The 19,346-nt window shown below is 62.1% G+C and carries 20 protein-coding genes and 3 tRNA genes; 18 read left to right on the forward strand and 5 right to left on the reverse strand.

Annotated features, from left to right (window positions below; all coding sequences use genetic code 11):
- The first annotated feature begins 20 nt into the window (after window positions 1–20).
- Complete coding sequence (locus B8784_RS02480) at window positions 21–1,847, forward strand: ABCB family ABC transporter ATP-binding protein/permease (RefSeq protein WP_233355933.1); 1,827 nt, start codon at window positions 21–23, stop codon at window positions 1,845–1,847.
- 11 nt (window positions 1,848–1,858) lie between these two features.
- Complete coding sequence (locus B8784_RS02485) at window positions 1,859–2,773, forward strand: phosphatidylserine decarboxylase (RefSeq protein WP_084396044.1); 915 nt, start codon at window positions 1,859–1,861, stop codon at window positions 2,771–2,773.
- A gap of 5 nt (window positions 2,774–2,778) precedes the next feature.
- On the opposite strand, the gene B8784_RS02490 is transcribed toward B8784_RS02485, so the two are convergent.
- Complete coding sequence (locus tag B8784_RS02490; RefSeq protein WP_233355934.1) at window positions 2,779–2,964, reverse strand: DUF2842 domain-containing protein; 186 nt, start codon at window positions 2,962–2,964, stop codon at window positions 2,779–2,781.
- A gap of 82 nt (window positions 2,965–3,046) precedes the next feature.
- On the opposite strand from B8784_RS02490, the gene B8784_RS02495 reads away from it, so the two are divergent.
- On the forward strand, window positions 3,047–4,096 hold the full coding sequence (locus B8784_RS02495; RefSeq protein ID WP_233355935.1) for a COX15/CtaA family protein: 1,050 nt from the start codon (window positions 3,047–3,049) through the stop codon (window positions 4,094–4,096).
- On the opposite strand, the gene B8784_RS02500 is transcribed toward B8784_RS02495, so the two are convergent.
- Window positions 4,056–4,883, reverse strand: a complete 828-nt coding sequence (locus tag B8784_RS02500; RefSeq protein WP_143435258.1) for a hypothetical protein — start codon at window positions 4,881–4,883, stop codon at window positions 4,056–4,058. The genes B8784_RS02495 and B8784_RS02500 overlap by 41 nt on opposite strands.
- Before the next feature lie 230 nt (window positions 4,884–5,113).
- Here B8784_RS02500 and rplM point away from each other — a divergent pair, with 230 nt between their 5' ends.
- The 3 genes from rplM (at window position 5,114) to argC (ending at window position 7,197) form a co-directional block, all read left to right on the forward strand.
- On the forward strand, window positions 5,114–5,578 hold the full coding sequence (rplM, locus tag B8784_RS02505; protein WP_084396048.1) for a 50S ribosomal protein L13: 465 nt from the start codon (window positions 5,114–5,116) through the stop codon (window positions 5,576–5,578).
- Between the two features lie 5 nt (window positions 5,579–5,583).
- Window positions 5,584–6,069 carry a 30S ribosomal protein S9 gene (gene rpsI / locus B8784_RS02510; RefSeq protein WP_084396049.1) on the forward strand — a complete coding sequence of 162 codons (486 nt, stop codon included), beginning with the start codon at window positions 5,584–5,586 and terminating at the stop codon, window positions 6,067–6,069.
- Window positions 6,070–6,153: 84 nt separating this feature from the next.
- Window positions 6,154–7,197: an N-acetyl-gamma-glutamyl-phosphate reductase gene (argC, locus tag B8784_RS02515; RefSeq protein ID WP_084396050.1), complete on the forward strand. Its 1,044-nt coding sequence runs from the start codon at window positions 6,154–6,156 to the stop codon at window positions 7,195–7,197.
- On the opposite strand, the gene phaC is transcribed toward argC, so the two are convergent.
- Window positions 7,155–9,320 (reverse strand): class I poly(R)-hydroxyalkanoic acid synthase, encoded by a 2,166-nt coding sequence (phaC, locus tag B8784_RS02520; RefSeq protein WP_233355936.1) that lies wholly within the window; start codon window positions 9,318–9,320, stop codon window positions 7,155–7,157. The two genes, argC and phaC, sit on opposite strands and share 43 nt — an antisense overlap.
- Window positions 9,321–9,421: 101 nt before the next feature.
- Between phaC and B8784_RS02525 the strand changes: the two genes are divergently transcribed.
- From B8784_RS02525 to B8784_RS02580, 12 genes are all read left to right on the forward strand, one after another.
- Entirely contained in the window at window positions 9,422–9,826 is a 405-nt protein-coding gene (locus B8784_RS02525; RefSeq protein ID WP_143435259.1) for a hypothetical protein, read from the forward strand.
- Between the two features lie 46 nt (window positions 9,827–9,872).
- Window positions 9,873–11,102, forward strand: coding sequence for an LL-diaminopimelate aminotransferase (locus tag B8784_RS02530; protein WP_084396052.1), 1,230 nt, complete (start codon window positions 9,873–9,875; stop codon window positions 11,100–11,102).
- Window positions 11,099–12,385 carry a homoserine dehydrogenase gene (locus tag B8784_RS02535; RefSeq protein WP_084396053.1) on the forward strand — a complete coding sequence of 429 codons (1,287 nt, stop codon included), beginning with the start codon at window positions 11,099–11,101 and terminating at the stop codon, window positions 12,383–12,385. Before B8784_RS02530 ends, B8784_RS02535 begins: the two co-directional genes overlap by 4 nt.
- Window positions 12,386–12,422: 37 nt before the next feature.
- Complete coding sequence (gene glpX, locus B8784_RS02540) at window positions 12,423–13,376, forward strand: class II fructose-bisphosphatase (RefSeq protein ID WP_084396054.1); 954 nt, start codon at window positions 12,423–12,425, stop codon at window positions 13,374–13,376.
- Window positions 13,377–13,381: 5 nt separating this feature from the next.
- On the forward strand, window positions 13,382–15,163 hold the full coding sequence (recJ, locus tag B8784_RS02545) for a single-stranded-DNA-specific exonuclease RecJ (RefSeq protein ID WP_084396055.1): 1,782 nt from the start codon (window positions 13,382–13,384) through the stop codon (window positions 15,161–15,163).
- A gap of 82 nt (window positions 15,164–15,245) precedes the next feature.
- Window positions 15,246–15,320: transfer RNA gene (locus B8784_RS02550), tRNA-Glu, on the forward strand.
- A gap of 99 nt (window positions 15,321–15,419) precedes the next feature.
- Window positions 15,420–15,938, forward strand: a complete 519-nt coding sequence (locus tag B8784_RS02555) for a cold shock domain-containing protein (RefSeq protein WP_233355937.1) — start codon at window positions 15,420–15,422, stop codon at window positions 15,936–15,938.
- 53 nt (window positions 15,939–15,991) lie between these two features.
- The gene (locus B8784_RS02560) at window positions 15,992–16,459 is read left to right on the forward strand and encodes a DUF192 domain-containing protein (RefSeq protein WP_084396056.1); all 468 of its coding nucleotides are present in this window, start codon (window positions 15,992–15,994) and stop codon (window positions 16,457–16,459) included.
- Window positions 16,452–16,883, forward strand: a complete 432-nt coding sequence (locus B8784_RS02565) for a PaaI family thioesterase (RefSeq protein WP_084396057.1) — start codon at window positions 16,452–16,454, stop codon at window positions 16,881–16,883. The genes B8784_RS02560 and B8784_RS02565 overlap by 8 nt, the downstream gene beginning before the upstream one ends.
- A 44-nt stretch (window positions 16,884–16,927) precedes the next feature.
- Window positions 16,928–17,004: transfer RNA gene (locus tag B8784_RS02570), tRNA-Pro, on the forward strand.
- A gap of 28 nt (window positions 17,005–17,032) precedes the next feature.
- Entirely contained in the window at window positions 17,033–17,338 is a 306-nt protein-coding gene (locus tag B8784_RS02575; RefSeq protein WP_084396058.1) for an ETC complex I subunit, read from the forward strand.
- A gap of 11 nt (window positions 17,339–17,349) precedes the next feature.
- Window positions 17,350–17,426 (forward strand) — tRNA-Arg (locus B8784_RS02580).
- A gap of 29 nt (window positions 17,427–17,455) precedes the next feature.
- Here B8784_RS02580 and B8784_RS02585 read toward each other — a convergent pair.
- Both B8784_RS02585 and B8784_RS02590 read right to left on the reverse strand, forming a co-directional pair.
- A complete protein-coding gene (locus tag B8784_RS02585) occupies window positions 17,456–17,857 on the reverse strand; it encodes an ectoine synthase (RefSeq protein WP_084396059.1) in 402 nt (133 codons plus the stop codon).
- 17 nt (window positions 17,858–17,874) lie between these two features.
- The gene (locus B8784_RS02590) at window positions 17,875–19,287 is read right to left on the reverse strand and encodes an amidase (RefSeq protein WP_084396060.1); all 1,413 of its coding nucleotides are present in this window, start codon (window positions 19,285–19,287) and stop codon (window positions 17,875–17,877) included.
- Between the last annotated feature and the right edge of the window lie 59 nt (window positions 19,288–19,346).

Here is a 19,346-nt window from a genome sequence, read left to right on the forward strand (position 1 = left end):
ATATGGCGGGCATGAGAAGTATGAGTGCGAGGGACGATACCGACCAGATCGAAAGCGCCGACGGCGGGCTGGGTGGTTCGATCGTCCGGATCCTGAAGCTGTTATGGCGCCCTGAACTCGCCAAATGGCGCCCGGTCATGGGCATAGCGATCGTTCTGACGCTGGGGGCGGCAGTTCTTGAAGTGGTTTCCCCGATCATTCTGGGGGACGCCATCAACAAGGTGGCGGGCGAGGATGACGGGGCGACACCGCTTGCCATTGCGATTGCCTGGATCGGGTTTGCAATTGGCCTGAGGTTCCTCGCCGCCGCCTTGCCGCAGGTGCGCGACTTCCTGTTCAGCCCGGTCAGCCAGGATGCCCAGCGGGTCGCCTGTGTGGACGCATTCGGGCATGCGCAGTCGCTGTCGCTCGGTTTTCACCAGACGCGGCGCTCAGGCGCGCTGAACCGGGTGATCGAGCGGGGCGCGAGCGCCATCGATTATCTCATCCGGTTTCTGGCCTTCAATATCGGGCCGACCTTTGTCCGGCTTGTGCTCGCCTCCATCGCGCTTGGGGCCGCCTATGATTACAGGCTGTCGCTGATCGCCATCGGCACCATCATCATCTATGTCATCGCCACCGTCGTCATCACGGAGTGGCGCGTTCGCCAGCGCCGCCGGATGAACAAGGCCGATACCGAGCTGAGGGCGGTTTCCATCGACACGATGACAAACTTCGAGACGGTGAAGGCCTTTGCCGCCGAAGAGCGCGAGACCGGACGCTATGACAGCGCGATGCGCCATTATAACAAGCGCTTCGTCGAGGCGGTGCGCAGCATGTACCTGCTGAATGGCATACAGGCCTTCATCATGAATGCCGGCCTGCTCGCCGTGCTGGCGCTCTCAGCCTGGAATTACAGCCAGGGCACCATGAAGGTCGGCGACCTGACCGCCGTGATGATGGTGCTGCTCAGCCTGTATGCCCCGCTCAACATCCTTGGTTTTGCCTGGCGCGAGATCAAGCAGGGCGCGGTCGACCTGGAAAAGCTGCACGGGTTGCTCGGCATGAAAGCCGAAGTGGCTGACAAGCCGGATGCGCGCGTGCTTGAGCATCCGGATGGCAAGGTCGAATTCCGCGATGTGGCCTTTACCCATGATGCACGCACGGTCGGCGTGCAGGATGTCTCGTTTACCGTCGAGCCGGGCCGCAAGATCGCCTTTGTCGGCACGTCGGGGGCGGGCAAGTCGACGCTGCTGAAACTGCTCTTCCGGTTCTATGATGTCGATGATGGGGCCGTTCTGGTCGATGGGCATGATGTCCGCGATCTCACCCAGACATCGCTTCGCCGCAGCCTGGGCCTCGTTCCGCAGGACGTCGTCCTGTTCAATGACACGATCCGCTGGAACATCGCCTATGCGCGTCCGGACGCCAGCATGGAAGAGGTGCGCGATGCCGCCCGCCGGGCCCAGCTCCTGCCTTTCATTGAGGCCCTGCCGGATGGCTGGGAGACCCGCGTCGGCGAACGTGGGCTGAAGCTGTCGGGCGGCGAGAAGCAGCGGGTCGGCATTGCGCGGGTGATTCTCGCAAATCCGGCCATCCTGGTCCTCGACGAAGCGACCTCCGCACTCGACAGCGCGACCGAGGCCGCTGTTCAGGATGCGCTCGATGAGGCTGCACGCGGGCGCACCACGCTGATGGTGGCTCACCGCCTGTCCACCGTACAGAACGCAGACGAAATTATCGTTCTGGAAGAGGGGCGTATTGTCGAGCGCGGCACGCATGCTACGCTTCTTGCCAAGGATGGCGCTTACGCACACATGTGGGCGCGGCAGGTCGCCAGAGACCAGCTCGTTGCAGTTGCCGAATAGGACGAGACTTGATGGAAAATCGCGGTAAACCCGTCGCAGACCGGACCTTCGCGTGGTGGCAGAATAGTTTCGAACTCGAAGGGATTGTCGGCTTTCTCGCCGGCTGGCTTCTGGGCATCCTGCTCGGCATGATCTGGGGGCCGCTCTTCTGGCTGGGATTCCTGCCGGGCATCGTTGTCCTGTTTGCGACGCGCAGCGCCCGGCGCGTGACGCCCTCGACCCCCTCCATGGTGATCGCGCCCTGTGACGGCGTCGTGGTGAGCGTCGAGGATGGCGTGCCACCGGAGGAGTTGCGGCTGTCGGGGGACTACAAGCGCATCCGCATCTCGTCCTCGCCTTTTGCGACCAACAATATCCACGCCCCGATCGCCGGCAGCATCGATCACCTTATCCGTGAGGACGGCGCGCCGGAAACCGTCGCGGCGATGCGGCCCGATTCCTCGGGGCTGGCGCAGATGTTCATGACCGTGGTCGGCGAAGCTGATTCTGTTGGCCTGCGCATCGCGACCGGGGGACTGGGGCCACGCCTCGAGCCGCGCACCGATGCCGGCGATCGGGCTGCAGCGGGCAAGACAATCGCCACGCGACGCCTTGGCGGCTGGTGCGATGTCTATGTCCCCACGGCCGGCCAGGCCCTAGTCGAGCCGGGCCGCACGCTGATCGGCGGCGAGTCCGGGCTGTGGGTGCTCGGCGAGAAAGATGGGCCGCGGGCTGTACCGGATGAGGTGGAGACGGAAACCGTCGCGGATGCACCGCCCAATCCCGAGACGGTTCCGCCCGAGGTGGCCGAGGAGGCTGAGGAAGAAGCCGATACGCGCAGCAATGATCCGGCTGAGATGTTCGCTCGGCTCAGGCGCGAAGCCCGCAAGATGTCGGACGACCCGGACCCCGACGAGTCGGATTCAGACGATCCCGGCAAGGCCTGATCGGCTCAGGCGCGGTTCATCCATTTCAGGATGGGCCGGAGCGGAAAGACCCAGGCAATCCCGGCGACTACATAGAAGACGAGCTGCAGCCAGCCGGGCAGGCCGGTCATGTGCGTGCCGATCGTGCCGGCCAGAAAAATCCAGAAGGCGATGAAGGCGAGAATGGCGAGGCCGGTAATGATCTTGCGCACGTGCAGTGTCCTCGCTTTGCATGGTCTTCATGCGACGCCTTGGCCGCTTGCGGTCTGTGCCGTGACGTGCAGATAGGGCGACATGAGACAAATGGCAAAGAGCGAGACTGCCACACGCTGGATCCGGCGCTGGCTGATCCTGATCGCGCTGATGGTGTACGCAATCATCCTGGTCGGCGGCATGACGCGCCTGACCGATTCCGGCCTGTCCATCACCGAATGGGACCCGATCAGCGGGGCGCTGCCGCCACTCGGCGCCGACGCTTGGGCGCAGGAATTTGCGAAGTATCGCCAGACGGCTGAGTTCCAGCAGCAGAACTACAATATGACGCTCTCGGAATTCCAGTACATCTACTGGTGGGAGTGGGGCCATCGGCTGTTTGGCCGGCTGATCGGGCTCGTCGCGGTTGGCGGGCTGGTCTGGTTCTGGATGAAGGGCTGGCTCAACCGGTCGCTGGCGAGCCGGTTCGTCGTGCTGATTCTGCTTGGCGGCCTGCAGGGCGCCATTGGCTGGTGGATGGTCTCAAGCGGTATTGGCGAGACAGACCGCCTGGATGTCGCGCCTTACCGTCTGGCCACTCACTTCTCCCTCGCGCTTGTCATTATCGGCTATACAGTGTGGCTGTGGCTCGACCTTGGTGAGCGTGGGCGCATGCAGTTGGAGGGCTGGCGCGGCCGGCTGCCATGGATCCTGCTCGCGCTCATTTTTACGCAGATGGTGACAGGTGCGCTTGTCGCGGGGCTTGATGCGGGGCGGACCTATACCGACTGGCCACTCATGATGGGGCAGGTCGTGCCGCCGAATTACCTCGAACCGGACCTGGGCGTGCGCAGCCTGTTTGAAGGCCGTGCGGCGACGCAATTCAATCACCGCTATCTGGCCTATGCGATCTGGTTTGTGTCGCTTGCCGCCGTGGCCGTGTCATGGGGGCGGACCGGCTGGCGCGAAATGTCGACGCTTGCCACTCTCGTGACGGTGCAGGCGGCATGGGGCATTTTCACCCTGATCCATGCCGCCCCGCTCGAAATGGCGATCCTGCACCAGGCGCTGGGTGTGGTTGTCTTTATAACGGCGCTCAGACTGGCCTGGCTCACTCTCCCATCGGCGGCACAGAGATCGGTGTCAGGGTAATCTTGCTCGGATCGACCATGACCACGCGGTGATCGTTCGGGGCAATGTCGCCGCCGAGAACAATGACACCGCCCGGATAGCCGCCACCACGGGCATCGCCTGTAGCCGCCACCGCCGTCGGCGCTTCCGGTGCGATCACGGTGATCCCGTCGAGAATATCATAGCGGCGCCGGTCACCCTTATCGAACATGATGTCGACATCGCCGGCCGAGGTCAGTGTGACGAGCGTCTGGCGGCCAAGGCGCTTGAGGCGGGCGGCCCCGGCAATCGGGTCGTAATAGATCTGCGGGCCGTCATCGGTGAAGGTGCAGGCGGTAATCGGCTCATCGACGGAGATGTCCTCGGCCGCCACCCATTCCAGCTCACCGCTGCGCTCGACGAGATTGCCGACCTGCAGCACGGTCGAGGCCGCGTCCGTCCAGTAAGCGAGGCGGTGCAGCGTGCCGTTATCACTCGCGGGCGGGGCCGCGCAGAGCCCCTGGACGGTGCCGTCCTGAATGCCTTTGAGATCATACTGAATGGCTTCGGCAAGGCCGCCGCCATAGATCCAGGTCTTGATGTCGCCGGACGTGTCGATGCCGGGGAAGATCGTCACCGGCGTGCCCGACAGCATGACATAGCGCCCCTCGGCGAGCGCCTCGATATCGTGATCGGAAATTTGGGTGATGCGCTCGGCATTGAAGTCGAAGATCTGCAGGCCCCCGCCTTCATAGGCGACCGCGAATGTGGAGCCTGCGCCGCCGGCCATGCCGATGCTGCGGACAGGGTGGTCGAGTTCGCGCGTCATCCAGACCGCCGGAAGGGAATTCGGCGGAATAACCTCTTCAGCGGGTTGCTCGGCGACACTATCCTCAGCAGGCTCCGGGGGAGATTCCGCCGGCTCTTGCGGACCGGAACAGGACGCGGCATATAAAAGCAGGAAACCGGCGATCCCTGCGTTGACAGGGAAGGTCTGCGCGCTTAAACGCGGGCGCTTGAACATATCCAAAACTCCGAATGAGAGGCTCCTGAGGAGCAATGAAGACTTATAACGCACCAGCTGACGTGGAGAACAAGTGGATCGTCATCGATGCGACGGATGTCGTTGTCGGTCGTCTCGCTTCATATGTCGCCAAACGCCTGCGGGGCAAGCATCGTGCTGATTTTACGCCGCATATCGACACAGGCGACCATGTCGTCGTGATCAATGCGGAAAAGGCACGATTCACTGGCAACAAACTCCGCGACAAGACCTATTACCGCCACACCGGCCACCCGGGTGGGATCAAGGAAACCACGGCCGAGAAGATTCTCTCGGGCCGGTTCCCGGAGCGGGCCATCGAGCTCGCCATCAAGCGGATGATGCCGGGCGAAAGCCCGCTGGCTCGTCAGCAGCTTGCCAAGCTGCGCGTCTATGCCGGCAGCGAGCATCCGCATGAAGCCCAGAAACCGGAAACTGTCGACTTCGCGTCGATGAACGTGAAGAACCAGAGAGACGACTGATCATCATGTCCGATACCGCCAATTCCCTTGAAGACCTGAAATCCGTAACCGACGGCAGCGCCGAGGCGCCGGAAGCGGTCGCTGCGGAGCCGAAGATTGACGAGCATGGCCGCGCCTATGGCACTGGCCGGCGCAAGGAAGCCACGGCTCGCGTCTGGATCAAGCCGGGCACTGGCAAGATCACCGTCAATGGCAAGGACCAGGAGCAGTATTTCGCTCGCCCTGTTCTGCGCATGGTGATCGAGCAGCCGCTCGTCGAGGCAGACCGCCGCACGGAGTTCGACGTGATCTGCACTGTTCGCGGTTCGGGCCTGTCCGGTCAGGCCGGCGCTGTGCGTCACGGCATTGCCCGCGCACTGGTCAACTATGAGCCGGGCCTGCGCTCGGTGCTGAAGCCGTTCGGCTTCCTGACGCGCGACCCGCGGACTGTGGAGCGCAAGAAGTATGGCCGTGCGAAAGCACGCCGCAGCTTCCAGTTCTCGAAGCGCTAAGCCTCGATCAAACCTTGTTCGAAAAGGGCGCTTCTTTACCGGAGCGCCCTTTTTCTTTGCCCGCAGCCATGACATGGGGAAGCCATGACAGAGACCAAGCTCAAAGCCGCCGTTCTCGGCGCATCCGGATATACAGGCGCGGAAACCGTGCGCCTGCTGCAGAATCACCCGCATGTCGAGGCGGTTGCCGCGACGGGCAATACACTGGCCGGCAAGCGCCTGTCTGAGATTTTTCCTCATATTTCCAAGGCGAATGACCTGGATGTCGTGAAGGCGGAAGATGTCCGCTGGGATGAAATCGACGTCGCGTTCGGCTGCCTGCCGCACGGCACCAGCCAGGACCTGATCGAGACGTTTCCGTCGAATGTCAAAGTGGTCGACCTTTCGGCAGACTACCGGTTCCGCAAGGCGGCCGACTATTCAGCCGCCTATGGCCGCGAGCATCTCGCCCCGGAGCGCACAGCGTCTGCCGTCTACGGCCTGAGTGAAATCTATGGCGACAGGATCAAGGGTGCCGACCTTGTGGCCTGTCCGGGCTGCTATCCGACGGCAGCCCTGATGGTGCTGCTGCCCTTGATGAAGCCGGCGGTCGTGGACCTCGACGCGATCATCATTGACGCCAAGTCCGGTGCGTCGGGCGCGGGCCGGGGGCTCAAGGAGAGCAATCTGTTCTGTGAAGTCGGCGAGGGCGTTCATGCTTATGGCGTCGGCACCCACCGCCATGCCCCGGAAATCGAACAGGAACTTCGTCTGGGCTCGGAGGATCCGTCTGTGGAGGTGACTTTCACCCCGCACCTGTTGCCCATGACACGTGGCGAGCTTGTGACCTGCCATCTTCGCGGGGATGTCGACCAGGTGCATACGGCGCTGGAAAAAGCCTATGCCGACCAGCCCTTTGTGACGGTGCTGCCGCTTGGTTCCTCGCCGCCGGACACACGGCATGTGCGCGGCACCAATAATTGCCGCATCGGTGTTTTCCCGGACCGGGCCTCAGGCCGCGTCATCGTGCTGGCCGTGATCGACAATCTGGTCAAGGGCTCGAGCGGGCAGGCGATCCAGAACCTGAATCTGATGATGGGCTGGGATCAGGCCTTGGGGCTTGATGTGCTCGTCCCGCTCTTCCCCTGAGACTTCGCGCCAGACTTGCTCTTCGGCTTGGAAGGCGTCTTCCTGGCCGAGGCGGCTTTCGTTGTTTTCTTCGCGCTGCTGGCAGCTGTCTTGGTCGTCTTGGCTTTTGATGCGCTGGTGCTTTTCGAGGCCGGCTTTGCGCCCTTGGCTGAAGCCGGCTTGCTCCGTGAGGCCGCAGCGGCGGATTTCGGTTTTGCCGCTGTCTTGGTCGGGGCCTTTTTCGCTGTCGTCTTTCCGGCCGGCGCCTTTGCCGCAGGTTGCTTTGTTGGCGCCGTCTTTTTCTTTGCGACAGACGGGGTGGAGTAGACCGAAGAGGGTTTCTCCCCGTCGGCAATCGCGTTGAGACGCATCTTCACATAGGTGCCCGGCGCCTCGCCAAGCTTCCTGTCCGGCACCGGCGCGGCGGCCTTGAGGGGCCCTGATTTCGGTTTCAGCCAGGTCCACCAGGTGGGCCACCATGAGCCCTTGGTTTCCTCGGCCCCGGCAAGCCAGGCTTCCGGGGTTTCCGGCAGGTCGTCATTCGTCCAGTGCTGGTATTTCTCGGCGCTCGGGTGATTTACCACGCCGGCGATATGGCCGGATCCGGCGAGCACGAAATTGACGTCGCCGCCATATTTGCGCGCGCCGCGATAGATCGAGTGCCAGGGGCAGATATGGTCTTCGCGGCTGGCCTGGACGGTCACGGGGATTTTGATGTCCGCCATGCTGACCGGTTCGCCGAAGACCTGGAAGCCGCCTTCACTCAGCTGGTTCTGGCCATACAGCTCGTTCAGATAGGTCCGGTGAGTGGCCGCGGGAATATTGGTCTGGTCGGCATTCCAGAAAAGAAGGTCGAAGGGGCGCGGTTTCTTGCCCAGCATGTAATTGTCGATCACATAGCGCCAGACGAGGTCGACCGGCCTCAGCCAGTTGAAGGTTTCGCCCATCAGTTCGCCCGGCATGATGCCGTTATTGGCATCGATCACCTTGTCGATGCTGACGCGCGAGCTTTCATCGGTGAAGACCATGAGGTCGCCTGCGTCGCTGAAGTCCGACTGCGAGGCAAAGAAGGTGGCGGAATTGATCCGTTTGTCGTCCTTCCTGGCCATATAGGCGAGGGCGCTGGTCAGCAGGGTGCCGCCGATGCAGTAGCCGACCGTGTTGATGTCGTCTGCGCCGGTTTGCGCGATCACTTCGTTGACGGCTGCCATGATGCCCTGATCGATATAATCGTCCCAGGTGTAGTCACGCGTCACCTCGTCGGCCGAACGCCAGGAGACGACGAAGACGGTCAGCCCCTGGCTGACGAGCCAGCGGATCATGGAGTTCTGTTCACGCAGATCCAGGATGTAGTATTTGTTGATCCAGGGCGGGAAGATCAGCAGCGGCCGCTCATGGACCTTTTCGGTCGTCGGCTCGAACTGCAGCAGTTCGATCAGCTTGTTGCGGAAGACGACCTTGCCGGGCGCCGTGGCGACATTCTCGCCGACTTCGAAGGGCGCTTCATCGGTCTGGCTGATGGAGAGGCGCCCGCGCCCTTTCTGGATGTCCGCGCGGGCATTTTTCAGCCCGTCGACAAGGCTCTGGCCGCCGGTTTCCAGCATCGCTCTCAAGGCTGCCGGATTTGTCGCAAAGAAATTGGTTGGCGACAGGGCGTCGATCGTCTGGCGGGTATAGAACTCGGCCTTGCGTTTGTCCGCAGCCGGAAGATCGTCGGCCGAGTTGAGGATGGACATCATCCATGAGGCATTCAGCTCATACGCCTTGCGCATGAATTCGAAGGCCGGATTGGCAGACCATTCAGGATCGGAGAAGCGTTTGTCGCTCGACTCCGAGAGCTGGCCCGTGGTGAAGTCCTTCCAGAGGTTCACCCATCCCATCCAGAGATCGAGATTGGCGTTGAGCAGAGCGGTCGGATCGGTGGCCAGCGAGTGCCCAACCTTGCTGTAGGCATTCATCATCCCGAACGGGTCCGGCCGTTTGGGCGTCTCGATCCCTGCGGGATGAGCGTTCGACATGACCTCTGTCAGCAGTGCTTGCGATTCTGCAGCAGCTTCGGCAAGAGCTATGCCGATCGCCTGCAGTTTCTCGGGCGTCTGCTCGGACAGGATCGCGTTGAGGGTGCGTTTGTTCCTGTCTTCCATGGTTTTTGAACTTCCCATCACCATATTCTCGCCATTCTACACGAACACCTATAGTGAGAAAACGTTTCGAGAATCATGATGCTGACCAAAAATTCTGACGTATGCGGCTAATTCTGATCATTTTTTGCCTTCTCGCATCCGCATGTGCCGGATCGATGGACCAAATCTCCGACCTGCGCGAAACCGCGCCGGAGTGGTATGAAGCGCGCAAGCAGGAATTGTCGGGGCGTGATTATCCGAAACTTGCAAATGTGCCGGTCAGTCAAACCTACCAGGCGGACCGCTCGGGGCTCGTCAAATCGGCGGCCGAACGTGAGGCCATTCGTGAAGCTTTCTTCAGCCATCCGCGATCAGAGCCTACCTATCTGACGCCAGAGCAGATAAGGGATTGGGGCTTGAAGATCAGCCAGCGTCTGGAGGCCATGAATGAGCCGGTCGATTATCTCAGCGATGCTGACGTAAAAAGTTTGCGCGCACGCTTTGAACGCCCTCGTGCGCGCCGCTAAGCTATCGGGCGTAGACTATTTATTTGCAAAGAGCAGGAGAAAGCCCATGCCGGGCGAGTTTTACAAGATCAGGCGTCTGCCACCCTATGTGTTCGAACAGGTCAATCGCCGTAAGGCGGCCCTGCGAGCGCAAGGCGCGGATATTATTGATCTCGGCATGGGCAATCCCGACCTCCCGACGCCGTCGCACATCGTCGACAAGTTGTGCGAGACGGCCCGCAAGCCGGATGTGAGCGGGTATTCTGCTTCGCGCGGCATTGCCGGGCTGCGCCGTGCGCTGGCGAGCTATTACAAGCGCCGCTTTGATGTCGAGGTCGACAAGGACCGGGAAGTCATTGTGACCCTTGGCTCGAAGGAAGGGTTTGCGAACCTCGCCCAGGCCATTTCGGCGCCGGGCGATGTCATCCTGACGCCGGACCCGTCCTATCCGCTGCACTCGTTCGGTTTCATCATTGCCGGCGCGTCCATCCGCGGGGTACCGGCCCAGACGCCGGAACAGTATCTGGCGAATATCGAGCATGCGATCCGCTACAGCGTGCCGCCGCCGACGGCGATGGTGCTTTGCTATCCGTCCAATCCGACGGCAGCCGTAGCCGATCTCGACTTCTACAAGGAAGCGGTGAGGATCGCGAAGAAGCACGATATCTGGATCCTATCCGACCTCGCCTATAACGAGATCTATTTCGACGATCCGCCGCCTTCCATCCTGCAGGTGGACGGCGCGAAGGATATCGCTGTCGAGACGACGACGATGTCGAAAACCTATTCCATGGCCGGTTGGCGGATCGGCTTCGCTGCCGGTAATGAGCGGCTTATTGCCGCCCTTGCGCGGGTGAAGTCCTACCTCGATTATGGCGCCTACACGCCGATCCAGGTCGCCGCCTGTGCCGCCCTTGATGGCCCACAGGACTGTGTGGAGGAAGCGCGCCAGATTTATCGCGCACGCCGCGATACACTAATCGAGAGCTTTGGCCGCGCCGGTTGGGATATTCCCGTGCCGTCGGCCTCGATGTTCTGCTGGGCGCCTGTGCCGGACTCCTGCCGCCATCTGGGCAGCGTCGAGTTTTCGCTGAAGCTGATCAATGAAGCCGGCGTGGCCGTCGCGCCGGGGGCAGGCTTCGGGGAACGTGGTGACGGCTTTGTCAGGATTGCCCTGGTGGAGAACGAACAGCGCATTCGTCAGGCTGCCCGTAACATCAAGCGGTTCCTTCAGGCGCAGGAAGCTGATAGCAGGGGCGCCGTTCATGAGTTGCGTGCCGGAGGGCAAGGGGTTTGAAGACATTGAAACTTGGTGTTGCCGGGCTTGGCCATGTCGGGTGCGGCCTGGTCGATCTCGTTCAGAAACAGGAAAAGCTGCGTCTGCCTGGCAAGGTGGAAGTGGCGGGCGTCACGGCCAGAAACCGTAGCCGGAACCGGCCGGTCTCGATTGAGAGCTATGCCTGGTATGATGATGCATCGAAGCTGGCGGCCAGCGACGATATCGACGTTTTTGTCGAACTGATCGGCGGCTCCGACGGGCCGGCCAAGGTGGCTGTCGAGACGGCCATCAAGTCCGGCAAGTCGGTCATTACCGCCAACAAGGCGCTGATCGCGATGCACGGTCAGGAGCTGGCCGAGCTGGCCCGAGAGCATGGCGTCGATCTTCTGTTCGAAGCAGCAGTTGCCGGCGGCGTGCCGATTGTCCGTGTGCTGAGGGATTCGCTGGCTGGCGTCGATATCCAGCGCGTGACCGGTATCCTGAACGGGACCTGCAATTTCCTCCTGAGTGAAATGCTCTCGACGCGCCGGCCTTATGACGTGGTTCTCGCCGAGGCGCAGCGGCTGGGCTATGCCGAAGCCGACCCGACGCTTGACGTGTCCGGCATGGATGCCGCGCACAAGGCTGCGATTCTGGCGGCCATCGCCTTCTCCGCAGACCTCGACTTCTCACAGGTTTCGGTTCGCGGCGTTGATGAAATCGAACTGCTGGATCTCGACCTGGCCGACCGGCTGGGGCTGCGGATCAAGCTGATCGCGGAAGGCAAGGTTACGCCCGATGGGGTTGTGTGCCGTGTTGAACCGCTTGCCATGCCCATTGGCCATCCGCTGGCGCGGATCAGTGGCAGCCTCAACACGATCCGTGTCGAGGGCGACCCGCTCGGGGCCGTGACGCTGACCGGTCCGGGTGCCGGGCCGGGGCCGACGGCCAGTGCCGTGATGGGCGATGTCGCCAAGCTCTTCAATCCGATTGCCCGGCCAGCCTTCGGGCGGGCCGAGCACCATGGCGTGCGCAAATTCGTGCGCGCCGAACCGAACGAACGCTCGGCATTCTTCTTGCGTGTCCGCCTCGACGACCGGGCCGGTGCTCTTGCCGAACTCACGGAGGCGCTTGCCGAGAGCGGTGTTTCGGTCGACAAGCTGCTCCAGGACTCGGCGGACGAGAACGGGGCCGCACCGATCGCTATCGTGACGCATATCTGCTCGCGCAGCGACATCAATGAAGCGAGCGACCGGGTGCGGTCGCTGGAGACAAATGTGGGTCATCCTCAGATCGTGGCGATCGAGGAAGCAACGGATTAAGGGAGCCAGCCGGAAGGACGGCTGGTCAGGAAACGACATGGCAGACAGTATTCTTGTCCCGCATCTTGCGGATGCAATGGTGAGAGTGACGGAAGCAGCGGCCATTGCCGCCTCCAAACTGGCCGGGATGGGCGACGAAAAGGCTGCCGACCAGGCCGCTGTCGATGCCATGCGGACCGCGTTCAATGCGGTGGATTTCCAGGGCCGCATCGTTATCGGCGAAGGCGAGCGCGATGAAGCGCCCATGCTTTTCATCGGCGAAGAGGTCGGCACGGGTAAAGGCCCGGCGATCGATATTGCACTCGACCCGCTGGAAGGCACGACACTGACGGCCAAGGCGATGGCGAATGCGCTGGCCGTGCTCGCCATTGCACCGCGCGGGGGCCTTCTGCATGCGCCCGATACCTATATGGACAAGATTGCCATCGGGCCGGGCTATCCGGACGGTGTGATCGATCTCGATGCCTCGCCGGCCGAGAATATCAAGGAAATGGCCAAGGTCGCCGGGCGCCCGGTCGAAGCGATGACGGCATGTGTGCTCGACCGTCCGCGTCATGCCGAGATCATCGATAGCCTGCGCAGTGTTGGTGCGCGAATCTGCCTGATTTCGGATGGCGACGTGGCCGGGGTGATCAACACGACCAATCCCGACACCGGCGTCGATCTCTATATCGGGCAGGGCGGGGCACCGGAAGGTGTGCTCGCGGCAGCCGCGCTCAAATGTGTCGGCGGCCAGATGCAGGGCCGCCTCGTTTTCCGAAACGATGATGAACGCGCCCGGGCCCGCCGGGTGGGCGTGACCGACCTGGACCGCAAATACCAGCTGGATGAGATGGCCAGTAGTGAAACCGTTTTCTGCGCGACCGGCGTGACCAAGGGCGGCCTGGTCGATGGTGTCGTCACGAAACCGGGCGTTACCATCACCGATACGCTCGTCATGAGCTCGGCTGACGGTATGGTCAGGAAGATCCTGTCGCGCCATCGCACCTGATCGCGATGCGTGGCGAGGCCTGCCTGTTCGACGTTGACCAGTCGCTCTCCGGCCGGTTCTGGTCGATGGTCTCGGCCGATGAAGCCGCCATCCGGACATTTTCGCAGAAGACAGGCCTGCCCGACCTCGTTGCGCGGCTGCTGCTTTCGCGTGGCATAACGCATGAAGAGGCGGGCGCCTTTCTGGAGCCGAAGCTGCGGGATACCTTTCCGGACCCGTCAAGCTTTCAGGATATGGAAAAGGCCGCAGGCCTGCTGCTCGATGCCATTGCCGGCGGGCAGTCGGTCGTCGTTTTCGCCGATTACGATGTCGACGGCGGCACCTCCTCAGCGCTTCTGACGCGTTATTTCCGTCACTGGGGCCAGGAGCTTGGGCTTTATGTGCCTGACCGGCTGACAGAGGGCTATGGCCCGTCGCCGGAGGCGTTCCGGCATCTGAAAGAACAGGGCGCCGATCTTGTCGTGACCGTGGATTGCGGGGCGGCTGCGACAGCGGCCCTGGATGAAGCCAGGGCGATCGGCCTGCCGGTAATTGTGGTGGACCACCATTTGATGGGCCGGGACATCCCGCCGACAGCGGCCCTGGTCAATCCGAATCGGGCCGACGATACGTCGGGCTATGGCCACCTTGCCGCGGCCGGTGTCGTGTTCGTTCTGCTGGCGGCGATGAACAAGCTGGCCCGTGAGCGCAATATCGCGCCCTCAGGTGGTTTGCCCGATATCCTGCAATGGCTGGATCTGTGCGCGCTCGGCACGCTTTGCGACATGTCCCCGCTGCAGGATGCCAATCGGGCCTTTGTTCGCCAGGGGCTGAAGATCATGGCGCGTGGCCAGAATCAGGGCTTGCGCGCGCTGGCCGACATTGCAGGCATTGGCGAGATCGAAAGCGTCTATCATGCGACCTTCATGCTGGGGCCGCGCCTCAATGCCGGGGGGCGAATCGGTGACCCCTGGCTGGCGGCCAAACTGCTGGCGACCGAAGACCGGGCCGAGGCCATTGCGCTGGCTGAGCGCCTGCATGGCCTGAATGATGAGCGCAAGGCGGTCGAGACTGCGATTCTCGAAGACGCTCAGATCCAGGCCGAACGATTGCTGGAGGCCGACCCGGACCGTAGCGTTCTGATCGCATCCGGCGAAGGCTGGCATCCAGGCGTGATCGGGATCGTGGCCGGGCGCCTGAAGGACCGGTTTCACCTGCCGAGCATCGTGATTGGCTGGGGCGAGGGGCTTGGGCCCGTCGGCAAGGGATCCGCACGCTCGGTCAAGGGCGTGAATATCGGGCATGCAATCACGCAGGCAGCCAAGGAAGGCATCCTCATCTCCGGGGGCGGCCATGCCATGGCAGGCGGGCTCGCGATTGAGCCGGACCGCATTGGTGACCTCGACAGCTGGATGTGTGCGCATATGAGCGCCTTCAAGGATGAGAGGGCCGAGGCCCGGCGCCTGGAAATCGACGGCGTTCTCGCGCCCGGGGGGATCAGCCCCGAGCTGTGCGACCAGATCGAGGCGCTCGGGCCGTTCGGGCAGGGCGCACCCCAGCCCGTTTTTGCGATTCGTCATGTGCAGCCGGCTTCGGCACGGCGAATCGGCCAGAATCACGTGAAGTTTTTTGCCGATGACGGGACGGCGCGTCTGGAATGCATTTCCTGGCGCACCGCCGACACGGAAATCGGCCAGGCGGTGTTTTCCGGCCAGCCCCTTCACATTGCCGGGCGGTTGAAGCAGGATGAATGGAACGGTCGTCGCCGGGTACAGTTTGAGGTGATTGATGCGGCTATAGCGAGGTGAACTGACAAAAGTTCAGCTGTGACCTGAAAGGCGACTTGAACAGCCGGAAAAGCCTCGCTATACGCACGACCTCGAAACGAGTGCTCCCTTCGTCTATCGGTTAGGACGCCAGGTTTTCAACCTGGAAAGAGGGGTTCGATTCCCCTAGGGAGTGCCACTTTCGACACAGCTTTCTCCTAAATGATGAAAAGTCATCCCGATGAGGGATGACTCATGGAGATAAGCTTCCTACTATTAGGTTTGGGACTGATGGTAGATGGACACTTTGACCTCAAAGAAGGATGATTCCGGCCTTTCCTCCGCGGTGAAGGTGATTGGGCACATCAAATGGTTTGATGTGGCCAAGGGCTATGGCTTTATCATCCCGGAGTCTGTGGCCGACGCCGACATAAACGGCGATGTCATGCTGCATATATCGTGTCTGCGCGACTATGGTGAGGCCTATGCCGATGAGGGGGCACGCATCATCTGCAATGCGGTCAGGGGGCAGCGCGGCTGGCAGGTCGAGAATATCCTCGAGATGGACCGGCCCAAGGCCGTCGTCGCGCGTGAGAAGGGCGAGGAGCCGGCGCCTGAAACCGTCATCGTGAAATGGTTCAACGCCAGCAAGGGCTTCGGTTTCGTGAACCGCCCGAATAGCGATGTCGACATCTTCGTCCACATTTCGGTTTTGCGGCGTGGCGGCATTTCGGTCGTCGATTCCGGAACCATGCTCGAGGCCACCGTCGAGTCGGGTCCGAAAGGCGATCACGTCTCATCGGCAAGTCCCAAATAGACAGCGGCTTTGAGGCAGTTGCGGGCGCCCGCCGATAAGGCTACACGGGCTGCATGACGCATCGTTTCACCCATGCCCTGAGCGGGCTTCTCTTTTCGCTGATTCTGGCCGTGCCGGCCTTTGCGCAGGCCGCTGAGACCGAACCGCTTTCCATTGAGACGGATGACGGGGTTCAGGAATTTTCAGTCGAGATTGCCGACGAGCCTGAAGAGATCAGCTTCGGCCTGATGGAACGCGAGAGCTTGGGCGAGAATGCCGGCATGCTGTTCGACTTCGGCAATCCGCGTGAGCCGGCCATGTGGATGAAGAACACGCTGATTCCTCTCGACATGCTGTTCATCACCAGCGACGGCACGATCCAGATGATCGCACGCAACACAGTGCCCGGATCGCTGCGGACCATTTCTCCCGGCATGCCGGTGAAGGCGGTGCTGGAAATCAATGGCGGGCGCGCGGCAGAGCTTGGCATCGAGCCGGGCGACAAGATCGAACACCGGATTTTCCAGAACGCTGATGGCTGAGACCGAAGAGGGCCGGGTACCGCCTGAGGGATTTGAAGTCTCGCGCTCGCGCGGGCCTTTCACGACCCGGAACGGACCGGTTTTCCGGGCTATCGACAAGGATGATCCGAGAAGCGGTATCTGGGTACTTGATCGCCACTGCAACAGTATGGGCTTCATGCATGGCGGGATGGTCAGTTCATTTGCCGACGGGGCGCTTGCCTGGGCTGTCTGGCACGCCACCCGGAAGATGTCGGTCACGCTGAAGCTCAGCACCAGTTTCTTCGGGACGATTCGGCCCGATGACTGGCTGGAAGCCCACCCCGAAGTGTTGTCGGTCCATGACGGGATCGTGCAGGTCCATGCCCGTCTTCTGGTCGGTGGTGACAAACTGGCGGCCCGTGCCGATGGTACGTTCCGGGCGCTGCGGCGGACCGCCAAATAGGGCTTGCCCGCGTCCGCGCACATGCATAGAAGGGGCTCCGATGTCGGAGCGTGGCGCAGCCTGGTAGCGCATCTGGTTTGGGACCAGAGGGTCGGAGGTTCGAATCCTCTCGCTCCGACCATTGGACAACGGCTCAGCCGGAGACGAAAATGGACGCACGCATCTACAAGCCCAGAAAAACGGCCATGCAATCGGGCCGGGGGAAGACCCTGGACTGGGTTCTGGAGTTTCGCTCCGGCGCCGAGCGGCGTCCCGATCCGGTGATGGGCTGGACCAGCATCAATGATACGACCGGTCAGGTCCGCCTCCATTTCGAAACGCGCGAACAGGCGATCGAATACGCAAAGCGCGAAGAGCTTGCCTTCACGGTGGATGAGCCGAGGGAACCCAAGCGCCTGGTAAAGTCCTATGCCGAGAATTTTTCGGCCTACCGGAAACAACCCTGGACGCACTGAGCGCTCAGGCCGGCCCCTTAGCTCAACCGGATAGAGCACCGACCTTCTAAGTCGATGGTTGCAGGTTCGAGTCCTGCAGGGGTCGCCATCGCGTCAGACCGCGACCCCGCACAATGCTTATCGCTGAACAAGCGACCCGTCATCGTCATAGAGCGGGTAGCTGCCCTGTTCGTCATGGTCCTCCGGACCGACGAGGGAAGGGGAGAAAACACAGAGCACAGTCATGCCCTTCTCGCTGCTGAGAATATGCTTCTGGTGTTTGTCGAGAGCGTAAAGGACGCCGGGCTTGAGCGTGTGGGTGTCGCCCTCGGTCAGATCCTCGATCTGGCCCTCGCCATCGGTGCAGATCACGGTTTCCTTGTGATTGCGGTACCACATGTGAAGCGACTGGCCGGGTTTGATGTAGGTCTCGTGGACGGAATGGCCCATGCCGTCGGCACGCAGGGTGTAGCGTCGGCTGATGAACTTCTCCTCATCGACGGCATTGGCTTCGGCATCCTTGTGGGTGCGAACGATCATGAACGGTCTCCTGTAATCTAGGCCTGGCTTGCAGGGTTTGGGACAGTGGGGAAGCGCGGCGGGTGCGCCTCCATGTAGGCATGGGCGGCCCGCAGGACGCGCGTGTCGTCATACTTGCCCCCGGCAAGCTGGAAGCCGATCGGCAGGCCGTCCTCGGTGAAGCCGCAGGGGATGGAGGCTGCGGGCTGCTGCGAGAGATTGAAGGGATAGGAGAAGGGCGCCCACTCTTCCCAGTCCCGCATGTCGCTGCCCGGGGGCACTTCGTGATTGATCTCGAAGGGCGGCACGGCCACCGACGGTGTCATGAGCAGGTGATAATCCTGATTGAACTTCTCCAGCGTGTGGGTCAGCGCGGCCCGTTTCGACAGGGCGCGGAAATAGTCCACGGCATGCAGGTCTTCCGCCTGGCGCGCATTGTCGAGCAGGCCGGGATCGAGAAGCTTGCGCTCCTTGTCCGAGAGGCCGGACCAGAGGTCGTAGGAGGCGGTAAACCAGAGCTCGCGATAGGCTTCGAGCGGGGAGTCCATGTCCGGTTCGATGGGCACGACTTCCGCGCCGAGCTCTTCCATCTTTCTGGCGGCGGCATTGACGTGGTCCAGGATCTCGGCGTTGACCTCGGCAAATCCGAGGTCGGTCGAATAGGCGATCCGGAGGCCCTTGAGGCCAAGACCGAGGTCGACGCCCCAGTCCTCGGGCTGGCCGCGCGTGGCATAAGGGTCGCGATGATCGTAACGCCCGATGATGTTCAGCATCATGACGGCGTCGGGAACCGTGCGGGCGATGGGGCCAATGTGCGAAAGCGTGGGGGCTTTGGCGGGTGGCCATTGCGGTGTCCAGCCGAAGGTCGGCTTGAACCCGAAAGTCCCGGTAAAAGCTGCCGGAATGCGGATAGAGCCACCGGAATCCCCGCCCTGGTGAAGCACGCCCATGTTCAATGCAGCCGCCGCGGCCGCACCGCCGGACGAGCCACCTGGGGTCAGATTGGTGTTCCAGGGATTGGATGTTGCGCCGAAGACGCGATTATCGGTGACGGCCTTCCAGCCATATTCGGGGGTATTGGTCTTGCCAAGGAACACTGCGCCGGCTTCGCGCAACATCCGGGCGGGCGGCGCATCGTGTTCGCAGGCGGCGTCTGATGTCAGAAGGGAGCCTTCGCGGGCCGGCATGCCGGCGACTTCAGTCAGGTCTTTCAGCGATACCGGCAGCCCGTCGACAGGGCTGAGCGGCTGGCCCTGGCCCCATCTGCGCGCTGAAGCCCGTGCGGCTTCTTCGGCGCCCTCCCGGTCGACATACACATAGGCGTTAACCTCGTCATTGAAGCGGTCAATCCGGTTCAGCGCGGCGCGCGTGGCGTCCAGGGGCGAAGCCTTGCCGTCGGCATAGAGTTTGGAGAGGGTTGCTGCGTCCTTCAGTTCGAGTTCGTCGCTCATATTCTTGTTGTTCCAGTCCTTTCGGGGTGATCGGGTCGAATTCTCCGCCCAACACGTCG

This window comes from Henriciella aquimarina (assembly GCF_002088975.1).
Lineage (GTDB): Bacteria > Pseudomonadota > Alphaproteobacteria > Caulobacterales > Hyphomonadaceae > Henriciella > Henriciella aquimarina.